This is a genomic window from Streptomyces sp. NPDC050418 (genome assembly GCF_044458745.1).
GTDB lineage: Bacteria > Actinomycetota > Actinomycetes > Streptomycetales > Streptomycetaceae > Streptomyces.
The window spans coordinates 504,432-519,131 of sequence record NZ_JBITIG010000004.1; the positions used below are offsets into that span (position 1 = coordinate 504,432).

Below are 14,700 nucleotides of genomic sequence, written 5' to 3' on the forward strand. Positions count from 1 at the left end.
CCCGGAGCCCGCGGTCGGTTGCCCTGGGGCAAAGGTCAGACGTTGGACGGGCTCAGCTCGCCATCGCCCGGCGCGCTCGCGCCGTCCGCCGCGTGCACAGCACCCGGGTCGTCCGCCGCGCGTACAGCACCCGGGCCGTCCGCCGTCCGAACAGCGCTCGCGCCTTCCCCGGCGCCCACGACACCCGGGTCGTCCCCCGCACCCACGATGCTCACGTCGTCCTGCGGCGCCACCCGTTCCGGCAGCAGGTCGAGCACCGCGCGCCGGTGCGTGTCGCTGGTCGCGTCGTCGTACGGGTCCGGGGTGGCCGGAACCTGGAGGCGGTGGACCGGGCCCGTGCCGAGCCGCGCGTAGCCGCGGCCGGGCGGGACCTCCGGGGTGGGGGTGGTGTGCGGGGCGGTGCCGAGCACCGTCTCGATCTGAGCGGCGGGCGCCGAACCGAGGACCACGCGGGCCCGGGTGTGCCGGCGCACCGGCTCGCTCAGCGCGTCCATCGTGTCGAACTGGTCGGCCACGACGACTGTGACGCTCGCCGCGCGCCCGTGCCGCAGCGGGACCTGCAGCAGCGCCTGCGGGTCCGGGCGCCCGTCCGCCGCGGCGAGGTGGCCGAGGACGCTGGGGCGGTCGAGCAGGATCCACAGGGGACGGCGGGTGTCCTCGGGCGCGGGGTGACCGGCCTGCCGGGCGCGGTTCGCCGCGATGAGCCGGCGCTCCGTCTCGTGCGCCGCCCACTCCAGGCAGGCGGCCGCTCCGGCGAGCCCGCACTCGACGCCGAGCACGCCGCGGCGCCCGGTCAGACAGGCGTACTCGCCGGTGCCGCTGCCCTCGACGATCAGGACGTCGCCGTTCTGCAGGGCCTGCAGGGCGATGGAGCGCATGAGGCTTGTGGTGCCGCTGCCTGGCTGGCCGACGATCAGGAGATGCGGCTCGGTGGAGCGGGGGCCCGTGCGCCAGACGACGGGCGGTACGTCGCGCTGCTCGTCCCCGTCCGTCACGGGCAGCGTGCGCTGCACGGCGGTCTCGTCCGTGAAGCCGAGGACGGTCTCGCCGGGGGTGGTCACGAAGCGCTGCGCCGCGAGGTCGGTGGGCAGCGGCGGCAGAACGTCGACGGTGAGCTCGTTGCCCTCCTCGTCCCACTCGAAGTGGTACTCGCGGCCGCGCCCCGACTTCGCGTGCAGCACCTGTTCGATGCGGGCCCGGGACGAGGCCTCGCCGTCGGTGAAGTACGCGGGGTAGCGCAGGGAGAGGCTGCTGATGCGGCCGTTGTCGTCGAACGTGTGGGAGGTGAACACCTTGTCCCACTCGCCGCCGTGCGCATAGAGCGGGCTGGGGTCGTCGGCGACCGAGAAATACGGGACCAGCGCCTCGTAGAGGGTCTGGAGGCGCTGGAGCTGGCTCTCGTCCGGGCCCGTCTGCACCGGTGTGCGGTCGCGGCCGGTCCAGGCGGCGACCGCCATGAGGACGACCAGGGCGAGCAGCGGGCCGTAGGGGACGAGGACCACGACGAGGAGACAGGACGCCACCAGGAACAGGACGGGTCCGCGGCGGTCCTTGGGTGTCTCGCTCCATTTGCGCCGCCCAGCCGATGCGAGGCGGCGCAGTCCCCGAGTGATGGTGATCAACGGATGGAGCACGTCCGTGGCGCTGTCGGCTGCCGTTCTGGCCAGTTCCCTGCTGCGTGTGATCGACGCGGAAGGGGTGGTCAGAATGCGCGGGAGTGGTCGCCTGGCCACGTCGTACTCCTGAAGTTGTGATCCGTTGTGAACCGAGGGGCGGCGGTCAGAACTTGATGCCGCCGAGGAGGTTGGCGAGGCTCGCGCCGCCGGCCTGGATGCTGGGGGCGATCTGCGTGCCCGCCAGGTAGAAGCCGAAGAGGGCGCAGACCAGCGCGTGGGACGCCTTGAGTCCGTCCTTGCGGAAGAACAGGAAGGCGATGACGCCGAGCAGCACTACACCCGAGATGGAAAGGATCATGAGAGTTCTCCTGGTTGAGGGGGACAGTCACCATGAGTTCTTCCAGGCTCACAGCATGTATCCATGCGATAAAAGGTGCAACTGGGTGAAATTCGGCTAATTTCCCTCGTATGGCCGCATGCGGGTGAGCCGCCCGGGCGGGTGTCAGGGCCGCACGGGGCCCGAGGTGATCTTTGCCGCGGGCGGGGGCACGCATGTGCTGTGACGGGCAGTACGCTGTCGATTCACTCGTACGGCCGATGTGATGCGGCCACCCAGGGAAAGGTCCGGCCGATGACGCAAGTACCCGATCCGGAGGTCGTGGAGCTCGCCACGAAGATCTTCGATCTGGCGCGCCAGGGCGAGACCGAGACGCTGGCCGCGTACGTCGACGCCGGCGTACCGGTGAATCTCACCAACGACCGCGGCGACTCCCTCGTGATGCTCGCCGCGTACCACGGGCACGCCGGAGCCGTCCGCGTCCTCCTGGAGCGCGGAGCGGACGCCGACCGGGCCAACGACCGCGGCCAGACGCCGCTGGCGGGCGCGGTCTTCAAGGGCGAGTCCGAGGTGATCGGGGTGCTGCTCGACGGCGGGGCCGATCCGGCCGCGGGGACGCCGTCGGCGGTCGACACGGCGCGGATGTTCGGCAAGACCGATCTCCTGGAGCTGTTCGGCGCGCGGTAGGTCCCCTGGCCCCTGGTGTTGCGGGGCCGGTATTTCAGGGGATGACGGGGGTACGCGGGGGGTCAGCGGAAATCTGGTCGACCCGGCCGAAGCGGCTGGGCCATCATGACGTCGTGATTCACGGACACGACTGCTGGGCAGATGCCGCAGCACGCGCACCGTGACCGGCCCTACCCGGGGCCGCCGACCGAGAGGCAGAGGAAGATGGCTTACAGCAAGCAGCAGACGACAGGCAGCCGCACGTGTTGTCGCGCCGGCAGGTAATGCGAACCCCCTGTTGCGTCGACGCTTGATGTGAGGCTCTTTCCATGTTCGACACGGTCATAGCGCCCAGCGGTACGCTGCTCGGCCTGCTCCAGCGAGGCCGCGGCGACGGCACACTGCACGCGCTCACCGCCCCCCGCGAGGAAGCGCTCGCCGCCCTCGACCACTGCGTGCTGAGCGATCCCCGCCACGACTGGCAGGTCGAGAACCGCTCGCTGTACTACGCGCGGCTCTACCTCGATCTGCACGGCTCCCTGGAGAACATCGCGCAGCACCTCTTCTGCGCGGAGGACGTGCTCGACGACGAGGAGTGCCGTACCGGCCTGGCCCTGGCCGTGCTCGGCCACCTCGCCTCGTACGGCCGCGACGACGCGCTGATGCTGCTGCGCCGCTACGCCGCCGAGGGCGCCAACTGGGCCTGGGCCCTGGACGAACTCGCGCTGCGCGACGAGGACTCCGCGCTGCGCGCCCTCGCCGAGCCCGTGCTCGCCCGCTTCCCGCGCACCGCGGAAGGGGACGCCGAACTGTCGGCCGCCGTGCGCGACGCCTTCGAACCGCGGCCATGGCGCCTGTGGGCCGAGGATCCCCGCGACACCGTCGGAGCGCGCGTGCGCGCGGCCGGTGAGCGCGGCTCCTTCGACCAGTGGCAACGCCAGCTCAGGCCGTCCGGGCCACGTCCCGGCTGGAGTGTCTCCGCCGTGTTCGCCTGGGCCGAGGAGGCGATGGAGCGAGGCGCAGGACGTCACGTTCCGGCTGCCCGGTGCCTGGCCGCCGTGGCCGGACCCGACGACCTGCCGGAGATCATCTCCGCGGCGCGATCAGGGTCGGACGGGGCACGCAGCACCGCGTTGCGCTACCTCGCCGACACCCGCGATCCCGTCGTGCTCGACCTCGTGGAAGCCGCCCTGGCGGACGGCTCGCAGACCGTGATCGACGCAGCCGTCGACGCCTTCGAGCGGATGACCGACGACAGCGCCCTGGACCGCGCCCGCGGCTGGGCGACCCGGCCCGACGCGCTCGGAGCCGCAGCCGGGCGGGTGCTCGCCTGCCGGGGCGGCGCCGAGGACGCCACGCTGGTGCTCGGCGCGCTGCGCGAGGCCGTGCGGGCCGAGGGACCCGACGGGCCCACGCTGTGGACCCTCGTGGACGGCACGGGACGGCTCGGCATCGCGTGCGCCGCCCCCGTCCTGCGCCACATCTACCGGGAGACCGCCTCCTCGCACCTGCGGGGACGCGCGGCCGGTGCGCTCGCCGCCACCGACCCCTCCTTCGCCGCGGGCTTCGCCGTCGAGTGCCTCTGGGACTGCGAGGAGACCACCCGCGAACTCGCCGCACGGCACGCGGAGACCGCCGACAGCCGCGTCGTCGAGCAGCTGCGCCGGCTCGCCGCCGACCCGGCCGAGGAGACCGAGGTGCAGACGGTCGTACGGAGCCGGATCGGCCCCGACGCGTAGGCCGGACCGGGCCGGCCCGTAAGAGCGGGGGAGCGGGACGCAGGAGGGCGGCCGGAGGCCGCCCCCGCTCGCGGAGCGGAACGCTCATGGGACGTTTCCTCGCCGGAAAGATCCACGTTGGCGCCACCACGCCGCGGACGACGACAACACCGGTATGCGTGTCGTCATCGTCACCGAATCCTTTCCCCCCGACGTCAACGGCGTGGCGCACTGCGCGCTGCAGACCGCCCGCCACCTCGTACGGCGCGGCCATGAGCCCCTGGTCGTCGCCCCGGCCACGGCCGGCCACGACCCCCTCGCCGACGCCGGCGCGCCCTGTCCCGTGGTGCGCGTCCCCTCGCTGCCGCTTCCCGGCTATCCGCAGGTCAGAGTGGCGCTGCCGAGCCGCAGGGTCACGGCGGCGCTGAGCTCCCACCGCGCCCGACTGGTCCATCTGGCGAGCCCGTTCGTGCTCGGCGTGCGCGGCATGGCGGCCGCGTCCCGGCTCCGGCTGCCCGCCGTCGCCGTCTACCAGACCGACCTGGCCGGCTACGCGCGCACCTACGTGGGCGCGGGCGAGGCCACCGCCTGGCGCCGGATCCGCGCCGTGCACAAGGCCGCCGACCGGACCCTCGCCCCCTCCGCCTCCGCGGTCCGCGAGCTTGTGGCACACGGGATCCCGCGGGTCGGACTGTGGCCGCGCGGAGTGGACACCGTGCGCTTCGATCCGGCGCTGCGGGACGAGGCCCTGCGGCGCCGGTACGCGCCCGACGGCGAGCTGCTCGTCGGATACGTGGGGCGGCTCGCGCCCGAGAAGCGGGTCGATCTGCTCGCCGACGTCTGCCGGATGGCCGGCGTACGCGTCCTGATCACCGGGGACGGGCCGAGCGAGACCACGCTGCGGGCCGCGCTGCCCGGGGCGCACTTCCTGGGGCGGCGCACCGGCGGTGAACTCGCCCGGATCTTCGCCTCGTTGGACCTCTTCGTGCACACGGGACCGTACGAAACCTTCTGCCAGACCGTGCAGGAGGCGATGTCCTGCGGTGTGCCCGTGATCGCGCCGGCGGCGGGCGGACCCCTCGACCTCGTGGCGCACGGCCGCACCGGACTGCTCGTACCGCCCGACGACGCGGCCTCCTTCCGGGACGCGGTGTGGTCCCTGTCCGCCGATCCCGCGCTGCGCGCCGCGTTCGGGCGGGCCGGGCGGGCCGCCGTGCTGGGCCGCACGTGGGAGGCGGTCGGAGACCGGCTCCTCGGGCACTACGCCGAGGTACTCGACGCGCGGGCGGCGGTGGCGGCATGAGCGGGTACGCGAGGGAAGGGCTGCGGATCGTCCGGATGGCCAACTTCGTTGCACCCGCCTCCGGTGGACTGCGGACGGCGTTGCGGGAGTTGGGCGCCGGCTACCGGGCCGCGGGACATGAGCCCGTGCTCGTCGTGCCGGGGGCACGCGCCTCGGACCGTATGACCGGTCAGGGGCGGGTGATCACCGTGCCCGGGCCGCTGCTGCCCGGCACCGGGGGCTATCGCGTGCTGACCGGCCGGCCCGCGCTGACGCGGCTGCTGGAGGAACTCGCGCCGGACCGGCTGGAGGTCAGCGACCGTACGACGCTGCGCTGGACCGGGGAGTGGGCGCGGCGGGCGCGGGTGCCCGCCGTGATGGTCTCGCACGAGACGGCCGACGGGGTGCTGCGGACCTGGGGGCTGCCGCGTGCGGCGGCCGGCCGGGCGGCGGACCGGCTCAACCGGCGCACGGCGCACGCCTATGCACGCGTGGTGTGCACCACCGAGTGGGCCGAGCGGGAGTTCGTACGGATCAGGGCGCGGAACGTGGTGCGGGCTCCGCTCGGGGTGGACCTCAAGGTGTTCCGGCCGCACCCCGGGGCCGGTTCGGACCCCGGCGAGGTGGTGGTTGCGCTGTGCTCACGGCTCTCCGTCGAGAAGCGGCCGGGGATCGCGATCGATGCGGTACGGGTGCTGCGGCGGCGCGGGATTCCGGTGCGGCTTGTCGTGGCAGGGGACGGGCCGTTGCGAGGGCGGATGGAGGAGCGGGCGCGGGCGTGGGCCCTGCCGGTGACGTTCCTCGGGCACATGGCCGACCGGCGTCGGCTCGCCGCTCTGCAAGGTGCGGCCGATGTCTGCCTGGCGCCCGGTCCCGCCGAGACCTTCGGGCTCGCCGCACTGGAGTCCCTGGCGTGCGGGACTCCTGTGGTGGCGAGTGCGTCCTCGGCGCTGCAGGAAGTGCTGGGTGCGGCGGGGGTCGTCGCGGCGGATGACGGTTCGGCCTTCGCGGATGCCGTGGAGGAAGTGCTGGGGTGGCCCCCTGCCGTGCGGCGCCACCGTGCCCGTGTGCGGGCCGAGTGCTTCGGATGGGACCGGGCGGTCGCGGCGTTCCTCGGGGCGCATGACGCGGCGGCCGGGTCCGTGGTGCGGTCATGAACCGGGCCCTGCGGTTCGCCGCGCTGGGGGACTCGCTGTCCGAAGGGGTCGGGGACCGCGTCGAGGGCGGCTGGCGGGGGTGGGCGGCGCTGCTCGCGCCCGCGCTGGCCGATGCTCGACGCGGCGTGGAATTCCGGAACTTCGCGGTCAGCGGGGCGCAGACGCGTGAGGTGCACATGGAGCAACTGCCGCGTGCGGTGGCGTTCTCGCCCGATGTGGTCTCGGTGCTCGTGGGCGTCAACGACACACTGCGGTACACGTTCGACATCCGTGCGGTGGCGTCCAGGCTCGACGCCGTCTACGCGGAGTTCGCGGGACGCGGCGCCGTGCTGCTGACCGCGTGTCTGCCCGATCCGGGCACGATGCTCGGTCTGCCGTCCGCGCTGGGCCGGCCGCTCGCGCGGCGCCAGCGGTCGGTGAACACCGTGGTGCACGCACTGTCGGAACGGTACGGGGCCGTGCATGTGCACGTCGCCGGCGAAGCGTGGGCGGCGGACCGGGGGATGTGGAGCGCGGACCGGCTGCATCCCGGAGAGCTCGGGCATCGGATGCTGGCGGCACGGTTCCACGCGCGGCTCGTGGAGCAGGGGTTGGCGGTGGGTGGCGCGCCCTCGGTCGAGGTGGACGGAATGCCGTCACGGTCGGCCGGGGTGCTGTGGCTGGCGACGGCCGGGACCGGGTGGGTGGTGCGGAGGTGTACGGATCTGGTGCCGCAGCTGGTGGGGCTTGCGGTGGAGGAGGTGCGGCACCGGCTGGCGGGGACGTCGGTGGTGCTTGATGTGCGGGCTGCTCGGGCGACGGCCTCGGCGGTGGCGGGGGTTCTTTGAGGGTGGAGGTGGGGGCGGGGGCGCCCGCGGCGGGCTTTTCTCCCCCACCCCGCCCCTTCCCGGCTGTACCGATTTGCGGTTCGCCTCACACGCCGGCGGGGCCGGATGGGGCGCCGAGTGCCACGAAACGGACCGGTGTCCCCGGGCGAGCCTGCGCTGCCGCGGCGAGGTCCGTATGGCGGGCCACTGCCACCACCGGATAGCCCCCCGTCGTCGGACGGTCGGCGAGGAAGAGGAGCGGGTGGCCGTTCGGGGGGACCTGGAGGGCTCCTGTGACCAGGCCCTCGCTGGGGAGTTCACGGGGTGTGGCGCGTTCCAGGGGAGGACCCTCGGTGCGGAGCGCGATGCGGTTGCTCGTGGGGGAGACGTAGTACGTGCTGGTGGTGAGGGTGTCCAGGGCGGCCGGGGTGAACCAGGTGTCGCGGGGGCCGAAGGTGATGTGGAGGAGGAGTTCCGCGGGGGGCGAGGGTTGAGGGGCCACGTCCACCAGGGCGGGGGCGTGGAGTGCCGGGCCGAGAGGGAGCACCGTGTCGGGGGCGAGCGGGGGTGGGCCGAGGCCCGAGAGGAGGTCGGTGGCGCGGCTGCCGAGGACCGGGTCGACGTCCAGGCCGCCGCAGACGGCGACGTAGGAACGTACCCCTGAAGTCGCCTGCCCGACGTCCAGGAGCGCGCCCGCCGGCACATGGACCGGTGCGCCCCAGGCCGCGGGACGGCCGTCGACCGTGACCGGGCACGGCGCGCCCGTGACCGCGATGGTCACCGCGCAACGCGGGCGCAGGGAAACGCCGTTGAGGGTGCTCTCCAGGACGGCCGCCTCCGGAGCGTTGCCGACGAGCCGGTTGGCGAGCAGGCCCGCGGGCGCGTCGAGCATCCCGGACGGCGGGACGCCCAGGTGGGCGTGGCCGGGGCGGCCCAGATCCTGCACCGTGGTCAGCGCACCGGGCCGCACCACCACGACGGCGCGGTCGGTCATACGGACTCCTCGCGGATCCGGAACCGCACCCGGGTGCCGGGTGCGAGCAGGGCCGCCGGGGTGCGCGTGTGGTCCCACAGGACCGCGTTCGTGGAGCCGATGAGCTGCCAGCCGCCGGGGGACGAGCGGGGGTAGACGCCGGTGTACGGGCCCGCGAGGGCCACCGCTCCGGCAGGGACCGCGGCACGTGGGGAGGCGTGGCGTGGTACCGCGTACTGCTCGGGCAGGCCCGTCAGATAGCCGAAGCCGGGCGCGAACCCGCAGAAGGCGACGCGGAATTCGAGGGCGGAGTGGATGCGGCCGACCTCGGCGGGTGGCACGCCCCAGAGGCCGGCGACCTCCTGCAGGTCGGGGCCGTCGTAGCGGACCGGGAGGTCGATCACCTCATGGGACGCGGCCGGTACGGGCGGTACGGGGAGCGCGGCGAGGCGGGCCGCGACCTGGCGCGGGGGCTCGCCCAGGCCGTCGAGCAGGACCGTGCGGGCGGCCGGGACGAGTTCGCGTACGGCCGGGAAGCCGCCCGCCGCGCGCAGCCGTACCAGCTCCGCGTGCAGCGCCTCGGCCGCCGGTCCGCTGTCGAGTTCGACGAGCAGGGCGTCGGCGCCCATCGGGAGGATGCGCCGGGTGGGGGTGACGGGCACGTTCATGCGAAGGCCGCCACTTCCACGCCGGTCCGTTCGAGACGCAGCCGGATCTCGCGGGCCAGCTCCACCGCGCCCGGCGTGTCGCCGTGGAGGCAGAGGGAGCGGGCGCGCACCGCGATCAACCGGCCGTCGAGGGAGGTGACTTCGCCGCGGGCGGCGAGTCGCAGGGAACGCTCGGCCACCGCCGTGGGGTCGGCGATCACGGAACCCTCACGGGTACGCGGCACGAGCGTGCCCTCGTCCGTGTAGGCGCGGTCCGCGAAGGCCTCCGCGACCACCGGCAGACCGGCCTTGCCCGCGATCTCCAGGAAACGTGAGCCCGGCAGCCCGAGCACCGGCAGCGCACCCGCCAGGAGCACGCCGTCGACGACCGCGCCCGCCTGCTCCTCGTCGTGCACCACGCGGTTGTAGAGCGCGCCGTGCGGCTTCACATAGGAGACGCCCGCCCCGGCCGCGCGCGCGAAGACCTCCAACGCGCCGATCTGGTACGCCACTTCGGCGGCCAGTTCGTCGGCCGGTACGTCCATCGCGCGCCGGCCGAAACCGGCGAGGTCGCGGTACGAGACCTGGGCGCCGATCCGCACCCCGTGCTCCACCGCCTGCTCGCAGACCCGGCGCATGGTGGCCGCGTCGCCCGCGTGGAAGCCGCAGGCGATGTTGGCGCTGGTGACAACCGTGAGCAACTGCTCGTCCTCGGTCAGCCGCCAGCGCCCGAAGCCTTCGCCGAGGTCGGCGTTGAGGTCGATCACAGGACTCATGGGTGCGTGGGTGCTTTCGGTGCGTGGGTCGGCCGTGGCGGGTGTCAGATGACGCGGTACGTGTCGTCACGGGTGTCGGTGATGAGCATCCGGCCGGGAGCGTGCGTGATCGCGAACGGCGGCCGTGAGGCCATGACCGCCGCCTGCGGGGTCACACCGCAGCCCCAGAACACCGGGATCTCGTGCGGGTGCACGTCCACCGGATCGCCGAAGTCTGGCCGCCCGAGGTCCGCGATGCCGAGGACCGACGGGTCCCCGCAGTGCACGGGGCTGCCGTGCACCGCGGGCAGCAGGGCCGTCTCGCGGATCGCCGCGGCGAGCTGCTCCGGCGCGATGGGCCGCATCGAGACGACCATGCGGCCGTGCAGCCGGCCCGCACCGCGGCACGGCCGGTCGGTGAGGTACATCGGGACGTTCCGGCCCTGCTCGATGTGGCGCATCGGGATACCGGCGGCGGTGAGCGCCCCCTCGAAGGTGAAGCTGCAGCCGATCAGAAACGTCACCAGATCGTCCCGCCACCACCCGGTCACCTCGCCCGGCTCGTCGGTCAGCACGCCGTCCTGCCACACCCGGTAGCGCGGCAGATCGGTGCGCAGATCCGCGCCGGGCGCGAGACGGGTGCGCCACACGCCCGCGTCGGTGACGTCGAGCACCGGGCACGGCTTCGGGTTGCGCTGGCAGAACAGGAGCATGTCGTACGCCCAGTCCGCGGGCACCGCGATCAGGTTGGCCTGGGTGTGGCCGGGCGCCCAGCCCGCCGTCGGCTCGTCCGCGCCCGCACGGAAATGTGCGCGGGCGGCACGGGGCTTGCGGCGGTGCGTGGCCGGCAGGTCCGTCTCGCCCGCGCGCCCCATCGCGTGCCGTGTCACAGCAGCTCCCGGCCGCGGGTCTCCGGCAGTCCGAACAGGGCGATCACGGCGATCCCGTACGCCAGCGCGCCGAAGACGAGCGCGCCGCCGACACCCCAGCTGTCCGACATGAAGCCGACGAGGGTCGGGAAGACGGCGCCCACGCCGCGTCCCGTGTTGTACGTGAAGCCCTGACCGGTGCCGCGGACGGCCGTCGGGTAGAGCTCGGCGAGGAAGGAACCGAAGCCGCTGAAGATCGCTGACATGCAGAAGCCGAGCGGGAAACTCACCACGAGCAGCAGCCCGTTGGAGCCCTCGGGGATCGCGCCGAACGCCAGGATGCACGCCGCGGACAGGACGGCGAAGAGGGCGATGTTGCACTTGCGGCCGAGGACGTCGGTGAGGTAGCCGCCGGTCAGGTAGCCGATGAACGCACCCGAGATCAGCACCGCCAGATAGCCGCCGGTGCCGACGACGGTGAGACCGCGCTCGTTCTTGAGGAAGGTCGGCACCCAGGTGGCGAGGGTGTAGTAGCCGCCCTGCACACCGGTCGAGAGCAGTCCGGCGAAGAGGGTGGTACGCAGCAGGCCGGGCTTGAAGACGGCCGTGAAGCTGCCCCGGTCGGGGTTCTTCCTGCGCGCCTCGGCGGCCTCGGGGGCGTCCTGCACATTGCGCCGGACGTAGAGCACGAGCAGGGCGGGCAGGGCGCCGGTGAAGAACATGACGCGCCACGCGGTGTCGGCGTCCAGGAACTGGAACACCAGCGTGTAGACGACGACGGCCAGACCCCAGCCGACCGCCCAGGCGCTCTGGATCGCGCCCAGGGTGCGGCCGCGGTGCTTGGCGCTCGCGTACTCGGCGACGAGGATCGCGCCGACCGCCCATTCACCGCCGAAGCCGAGGCCCTGCAGCGCGCGGAAGACCATCAGCGTCTCGTAGTTGGGCGCGAAGCCGCAGGCCACGGTGAAGACGGCGTACGTGGCCACCGTGACGATCAGGGCCTGGACGCGTCCGATGCGGTCCGCGAGCACTCCGGCGAGCGCGCCGCCGACCGCCGAGACGACGAGGGTGACGGTGGTGAGCAGGCCGGTCTGGCCGTTGTCGAGGCCGAAGTACGCCGCGATCGCGACCATGCTCAGCGGCAGCGTGAAGTAGTCGTAACTGTCCAGGGCGTAGCCGCCGAACGCCCCGCCGAAGGCCCTGCGGCCGCGCGGGCCGAGCGCCTTGAGCCAGGCGAACGGACCCTGGTCCTCGGGGAGTTGGTGGTCCGGGTCCGCGGGCGTCCGGGGAGCGGTCGCCGGTGCGGTCGTCAGGTCGCGGGATGGTGGGGTCGCGGTCATCCGTGCACCTCGCTGTCGGTGAAGGGAGGAGGTGGGCTGCTGCCTGTGCGGTAGTCGTCACCGTAGAGGATTGTTCAACGATCCCTCAATACCCATGTAGAAAGGTTCTTGGATCCTCCCGGTCGAATGTTGGAGGTTCCGGGATTCTGCGGTTGAATCCTGACCATGAACGGACTCGTGGACGACCGTGCGCTGTTGAGCCGTACCAGCACCGCGGAGCGGGTCGCCGGCATCCTGCGAGGCCGGATCGCGGACGGCTACTTCCCGCCCGGCGAACGGCTCTCCGAGGAGGCGATCGGCGCGGCGCTCAAGGTCTCGCGCAACACCCTGCGCGAGGCATTCCGGCTGCTCACGCACGAACGGCTGTTGGTCCACGAGCTCAACCGCGGTGTCTTCGTACGGGTGCTGACCGTCGAGGACGTCGAGGACATCTACCGCACCCGGCAGCTCGTCGAATGCGCGGTGGTACGCGGCCTCGGCAAGCCGCCGTACCGGCTCGACGGACTGCGCGGCGCCGTCGACGACGGACGGCGGGCCGCGGCGGAGGAGGACTGGGCGGGCGTCGGAACGGCCAACATCCGCTTCCACGGCGAACTCGTCGCCCTCGCCGGCAGCAAGCGCACCGACGAACTGATGCTCAGCGTCTTCGCCGAACTCCGGCTCGCCTTCCACCTGGTGGACGACCCGCACCGGCTGCACGAGCCGTATCTCGCCCGCAACGCCGAGCTCCTGGAGACGCTCGAGAGCGGCGGACGTGCGGCCGCCGAGAAGCTGCTCGCGGGCTATCTCGACGACTCGCGCAAGCGCGTCGTGGCGGCGTACGCGAAGCGGCTCGGCGGGGACGACGGCGACGCCGGGATGTGAGGCGCGGCACATCGGGCAAGCGGGCCGAACTGCCTCGTTTCGGTCGTTGTCAGTGTGAGCGCCTAATGTCTACGTCGTGACTGCTCCTGCCCCGGCGAAGATCCATCCGTCTCCGGCACCGGGCCCGGCCGCCGACGAGGGCCTGGCGCGGCGCCTGCGCGCGCTCGCGTGCACCGCCCCGCTGCATGACCTGGATGTGCGCAAGGCCAACCTCGCCGGCGAGTACACCGTCTATGCGATGGCCGAGGTGGCGCTCTCGGCGATCGACCTCGTCACGCTCAACATGGACTTCGACACGGGCGCCGACCACGAGCAGATCGTGGCCCGCCTCGTCCCGCGGATCGCCGCCCAGGCCCCGCGGCGCCCGGCCGCCGAGCACGAGCGGGTGGCGCGCTGGGTCCTGGAGAACCTGATCAACGTCGGCAGCGTGGACCGCGGGTTCCGTGCCGTGTACGGCACGTTCGCCCCGGATGGCAGTTATGTCCGCCGCGATTACGACTTCAAGCTGATCGAGGAGGTGCCGGGGTACGGGGGCGGTGTCTACCTCCGGACGACCGACGAAGCCGTCAATGTGCTGGTCGGCGCCCTCGACACCGACGTCACGAGCGCGCAGATCGCCGCCGAGGTGAAGCTGGAGGTCCTGATCAGCCGCGGGCGGCTCGCCGACGCCCAGCTCGCCGCCGAGCAGGCCCGCTATCGCACCGTGCAGTATTCGGAGACGCTGCGGCGTGCCCTGGACGCGACCCGGCGCAATGTGCGCGCGGTCGACTGGCTCGAGGCCGTGCCCGACATGATCGCGGAGGCGCTCGACCACGTCGCCGACCGCTACCGCCATGAGAACGCGATCCTGACCAACATCCGCAAGGCGCGGGACGAGGCCGAGGACCCTGAGCACAAGCGCCGCGCCGCCGAGCTCGTCGACATCGTCAAGGACTGCATCCGCCGCCATACGCAGCTGCAGTCCCGGCTCCTCGAAGCGGGGCCGCTGTTCCGTGCCGAGCAGGACCGGCAGGCGTTCGCGCCGCCGTCCGGGCGCGTGGGCCTCGATCTCTACGGGCAGCTCGTGGCGCCGCTCCTGCCGCTGCCGGTCGCGGACGCACTGCGGGTGACCGACGCGTTCTTCGCCCGCGGCACCGGGCTGCGCACCCCCACGTCCGTACGGGTCGGGGATCTCGTCGACATACTGCTCACGCCGCCGTTGGAGCGCGAGCACCTGGGCGCCGAGATGCCCGAGCCGGATCTGATCGCCACGCCCGACGACAGCCGCTTCACCGAGGAGCAGCTGGCGCGCGCCATGGAGCTGCTCGATCTGGAGCACGAAGCGCCGCGCCGCCTCTCCGGTCTGCTGGCCGAGGCGCGCCGCATCGACCCCGAACTGCCCTATCTGGTCGCCTTGTTGGCGGTGCACGCGGCGAGTCCGCCCGTCGGTACGGCCTACCGGCAGGGCGAGCAGAAGCTGCTCTTCGCCGTCGACGACGGAACCGAGCTCGACGACCCGGAGTTCGGCGGCGCCGACCTCGTCGTCGGCACCGCGCTGCTCGACGCCGTCGGGATGGCCGCCGACCGGACGGAGGCCGCGTGACCGCCGTGCCCCGACTTCCGTTCACCACCGCCCGATCCCGTCGTGCGTTCACCACCGCCCGATCCCACCTCACGTTCACCACCGCTCG

The 14,700-nt window shown here is 73.0% G+C and carries 14 protein-coding genes; 7 read left to right on the plus strand and 7 right to left on the minus strand.

Going from position 1 to position 14,700, the window contains the following annotated elements:
• Positions 1–35: 35 nt before the first annotated feature.
• Together ACIBI4_RS12590 and ACIBI4_RS12595 are read right to left on the minus strand one after the other, a co-directional pair.
• On the minus strand, positions 36–1,733 hold the full coding sequence (locus ACIBI4_RS12590) for a hypothetical protein (protein WP_399203712.1): 1,698 nt from the start codon (positions 1,731–1,733) through the stop codon (positions 36–38).
• 46 nt (positions 1,734–1,779) lie between these two features.
• Positions 1,780–1,974, minus strand: coding sequence for a hypothetical protein (locus tag ACIBI4_RS12595; protein WP_399203713.1), 195 nt, complete (start codon positions 1,972–1,974; stop codon positions 1,780–1,782).
• Positions 1,975–2,247: 273 nt separating this feature from the next.
• Between ACIBI4_RS12595 and ACIBI4_RS12600 the strand changes: the two genes are divergently transcribed.
• From ACIBI4_RS12600 to ACIBI4_RS12620, 5 genes are all read left to right on the plus strand, one after another.
• Positions 2,248–2,640: an ankyrin repeat domain-containing protein gene (locus tag ACIBI4_RS12600; RefSeq protein ID WP_399203714.1), complete on the plus strand. Its 393-nt coding sequence runs from the start codon at positions 2,248–2,250 to the stop codon at positions 2,638–2,640.
• Between the two features lie 308 nt (positions 2,641–2,948).
• Positions 2,949–4,358 carry a HEAT repeat domain-containing protein gene (locus ACIBI4_RS12605; protein WP_399203715.1) on the plus strand — a complete coding sequence of 470 codons (1,410 nt, stop codon included), beginning with the start codon at positions 2,949–2,951 and terminating at the stop codon, positions 4,356–4,358.
• A 154-nt stretch (positions 4,359–4,512) separates the two neighbouring features.
• Complete coding sequence (locus ACIBI4_RS12610; protein ID WP_399203716.1) at positions 4,513–5,640, plus strand: glycosyltransferase family 4 protein; 1,128 nt, start codon at positions 4,513–4,515, stop codon at positions 5,638–5,640.
• Entirely contained in the window at positions 5,637–6,776 is a 1,140-nt protein-coding gene (locus ACIBI4_RS12615; protein ID WP_399203717.1) for a glycosyltransferase, read from the plus strand. Before ACIBI4_RS12610 ends, ACIBI4_RS12615 begins: the two co-directional genes overlap by 4 nt.
• On the plus strand, positions 6,773–7,603 hold the full coding sequence (locus ACIBI4_RS12620; protein ID WP_399203718.1) for an SGNH/GDSL hydrolase family protein: 831 nt from the start codon (positions 6,773–6,775) through the stop codon (positions 7,601–7,603). The genes ACIBI4_RS12615 and ACIBI4_RS12620 overlap by 4 nt, the downstream gene beginning before the upstream one ends.
• A gap of 85 nt (positions 7,604–7,688) precedes the next feature.
• Here ACIBI4_RS12620 and ACIBI4_RS12625 read toward each other — a convergent pair whose 3' ends face one another.
• The 5 genes from ACIBI4_RS12625 to ACIBI4_RS12645 are packed head-to-tail and all read right to left on the minus strand — an operon-like array spanning position 7,689 to position 12,166.
• On the minus strand, positions 7,689–8,576 hold the full coding sequence (locus tag ACIBI4_RS12625; protein ID WP_399203719.1) for a biotin-dependent carboxyltransferase family protein: 888 nt from the start codon (positions 8,574–8,576) through the stop codon (positions 7,689–7,691).
• On the minus strand, positions 8,573–9,223 hold the full coding sequence (locus tag ACIBI4_RS12630) for an allophanate hydrolase subunit 1 (protein WP_399203720.1): 651 nt from the start codon (positions 9,221–9,223) through the stop codon (positions 8,573–8,575). Before ACIBI4_RS12630 ends, ACIBI4_RS12625 begins: the two co-directional genes overlap by 4 nt.
• Positions 9,220–9,978 (minus strand): LamB/YcsF family protein, encoded by a 759-nt coding sequence (locus tag ACIBI4_RS12635; protein WP_399203722.1) that lies wholly within the window; start codon positions 9,976–9,978, stop codon positions 9,220–9,222. Before ACIBI4_RS12635 ends, ACIBI4_RS12630 begins: the two co-directional genes overlap by 4 nt.
• Before the next feature lie 44 nt (positions 9,979–10,022).
• Positions 10,023–10,832 carry a putative hydro-lyase gene (locus ACIBI4_RS12640; RefSeq protein ID WP_399203789.1) on the minus strand — a complete coding sequence of 270 codons (810 nt, stop codon included), beginning with the start codon at positions 10,830–10,832 and terminating at the stop codon, positions 10,023–10,025.
• An 11-nt stretch (positions 10,833–10,843) separates the two neighbouring features.
• Positions 10,844–12,166 carry an MFS transporter gene (locus ACIBI4_RS12645; protein ID WP_399203723.1) on the minus strand — a complete coding sequence of 441 codons (1,323 nt, stop codon included), beginning with the start codon at positions 12,164–12,166 and terminating at the stop codon, positions 10,844–10,846.
• A 165-nt stretch (positions 12,167–12,331) separates the two neighbouring features.
• On the opposite strand from ACIBI4_RS12645, the gene ACIBI4_RS12650 reads away from it, so the two are divergent.
• Complete coding sequence (locus ACIBI4_RS12650; RefSeq protein WP_399203724.1) at positions 12,332–13,030, plus strand: GntR family transcriptional regulator; 699 nt, start codon at positions 12,332–12,334, stop codon at positions 13,028–13,030.
• Between the two features lie 76 nt (positions 13,031–13,106).
• Positions 13,107–14,612 (plus strand): hypothetical protein, encoded by a 1,506-nt coding sequence (locus tag ACIBI4_RS12655; RefSeq protein ID WP_399203725.1) that lies wholly within the window; start codon positions 13,107–13,109, stop codon positions 14,610–14,612.
• Positions 14,613–14,700 lie beyond the last annotated feature (88 nt).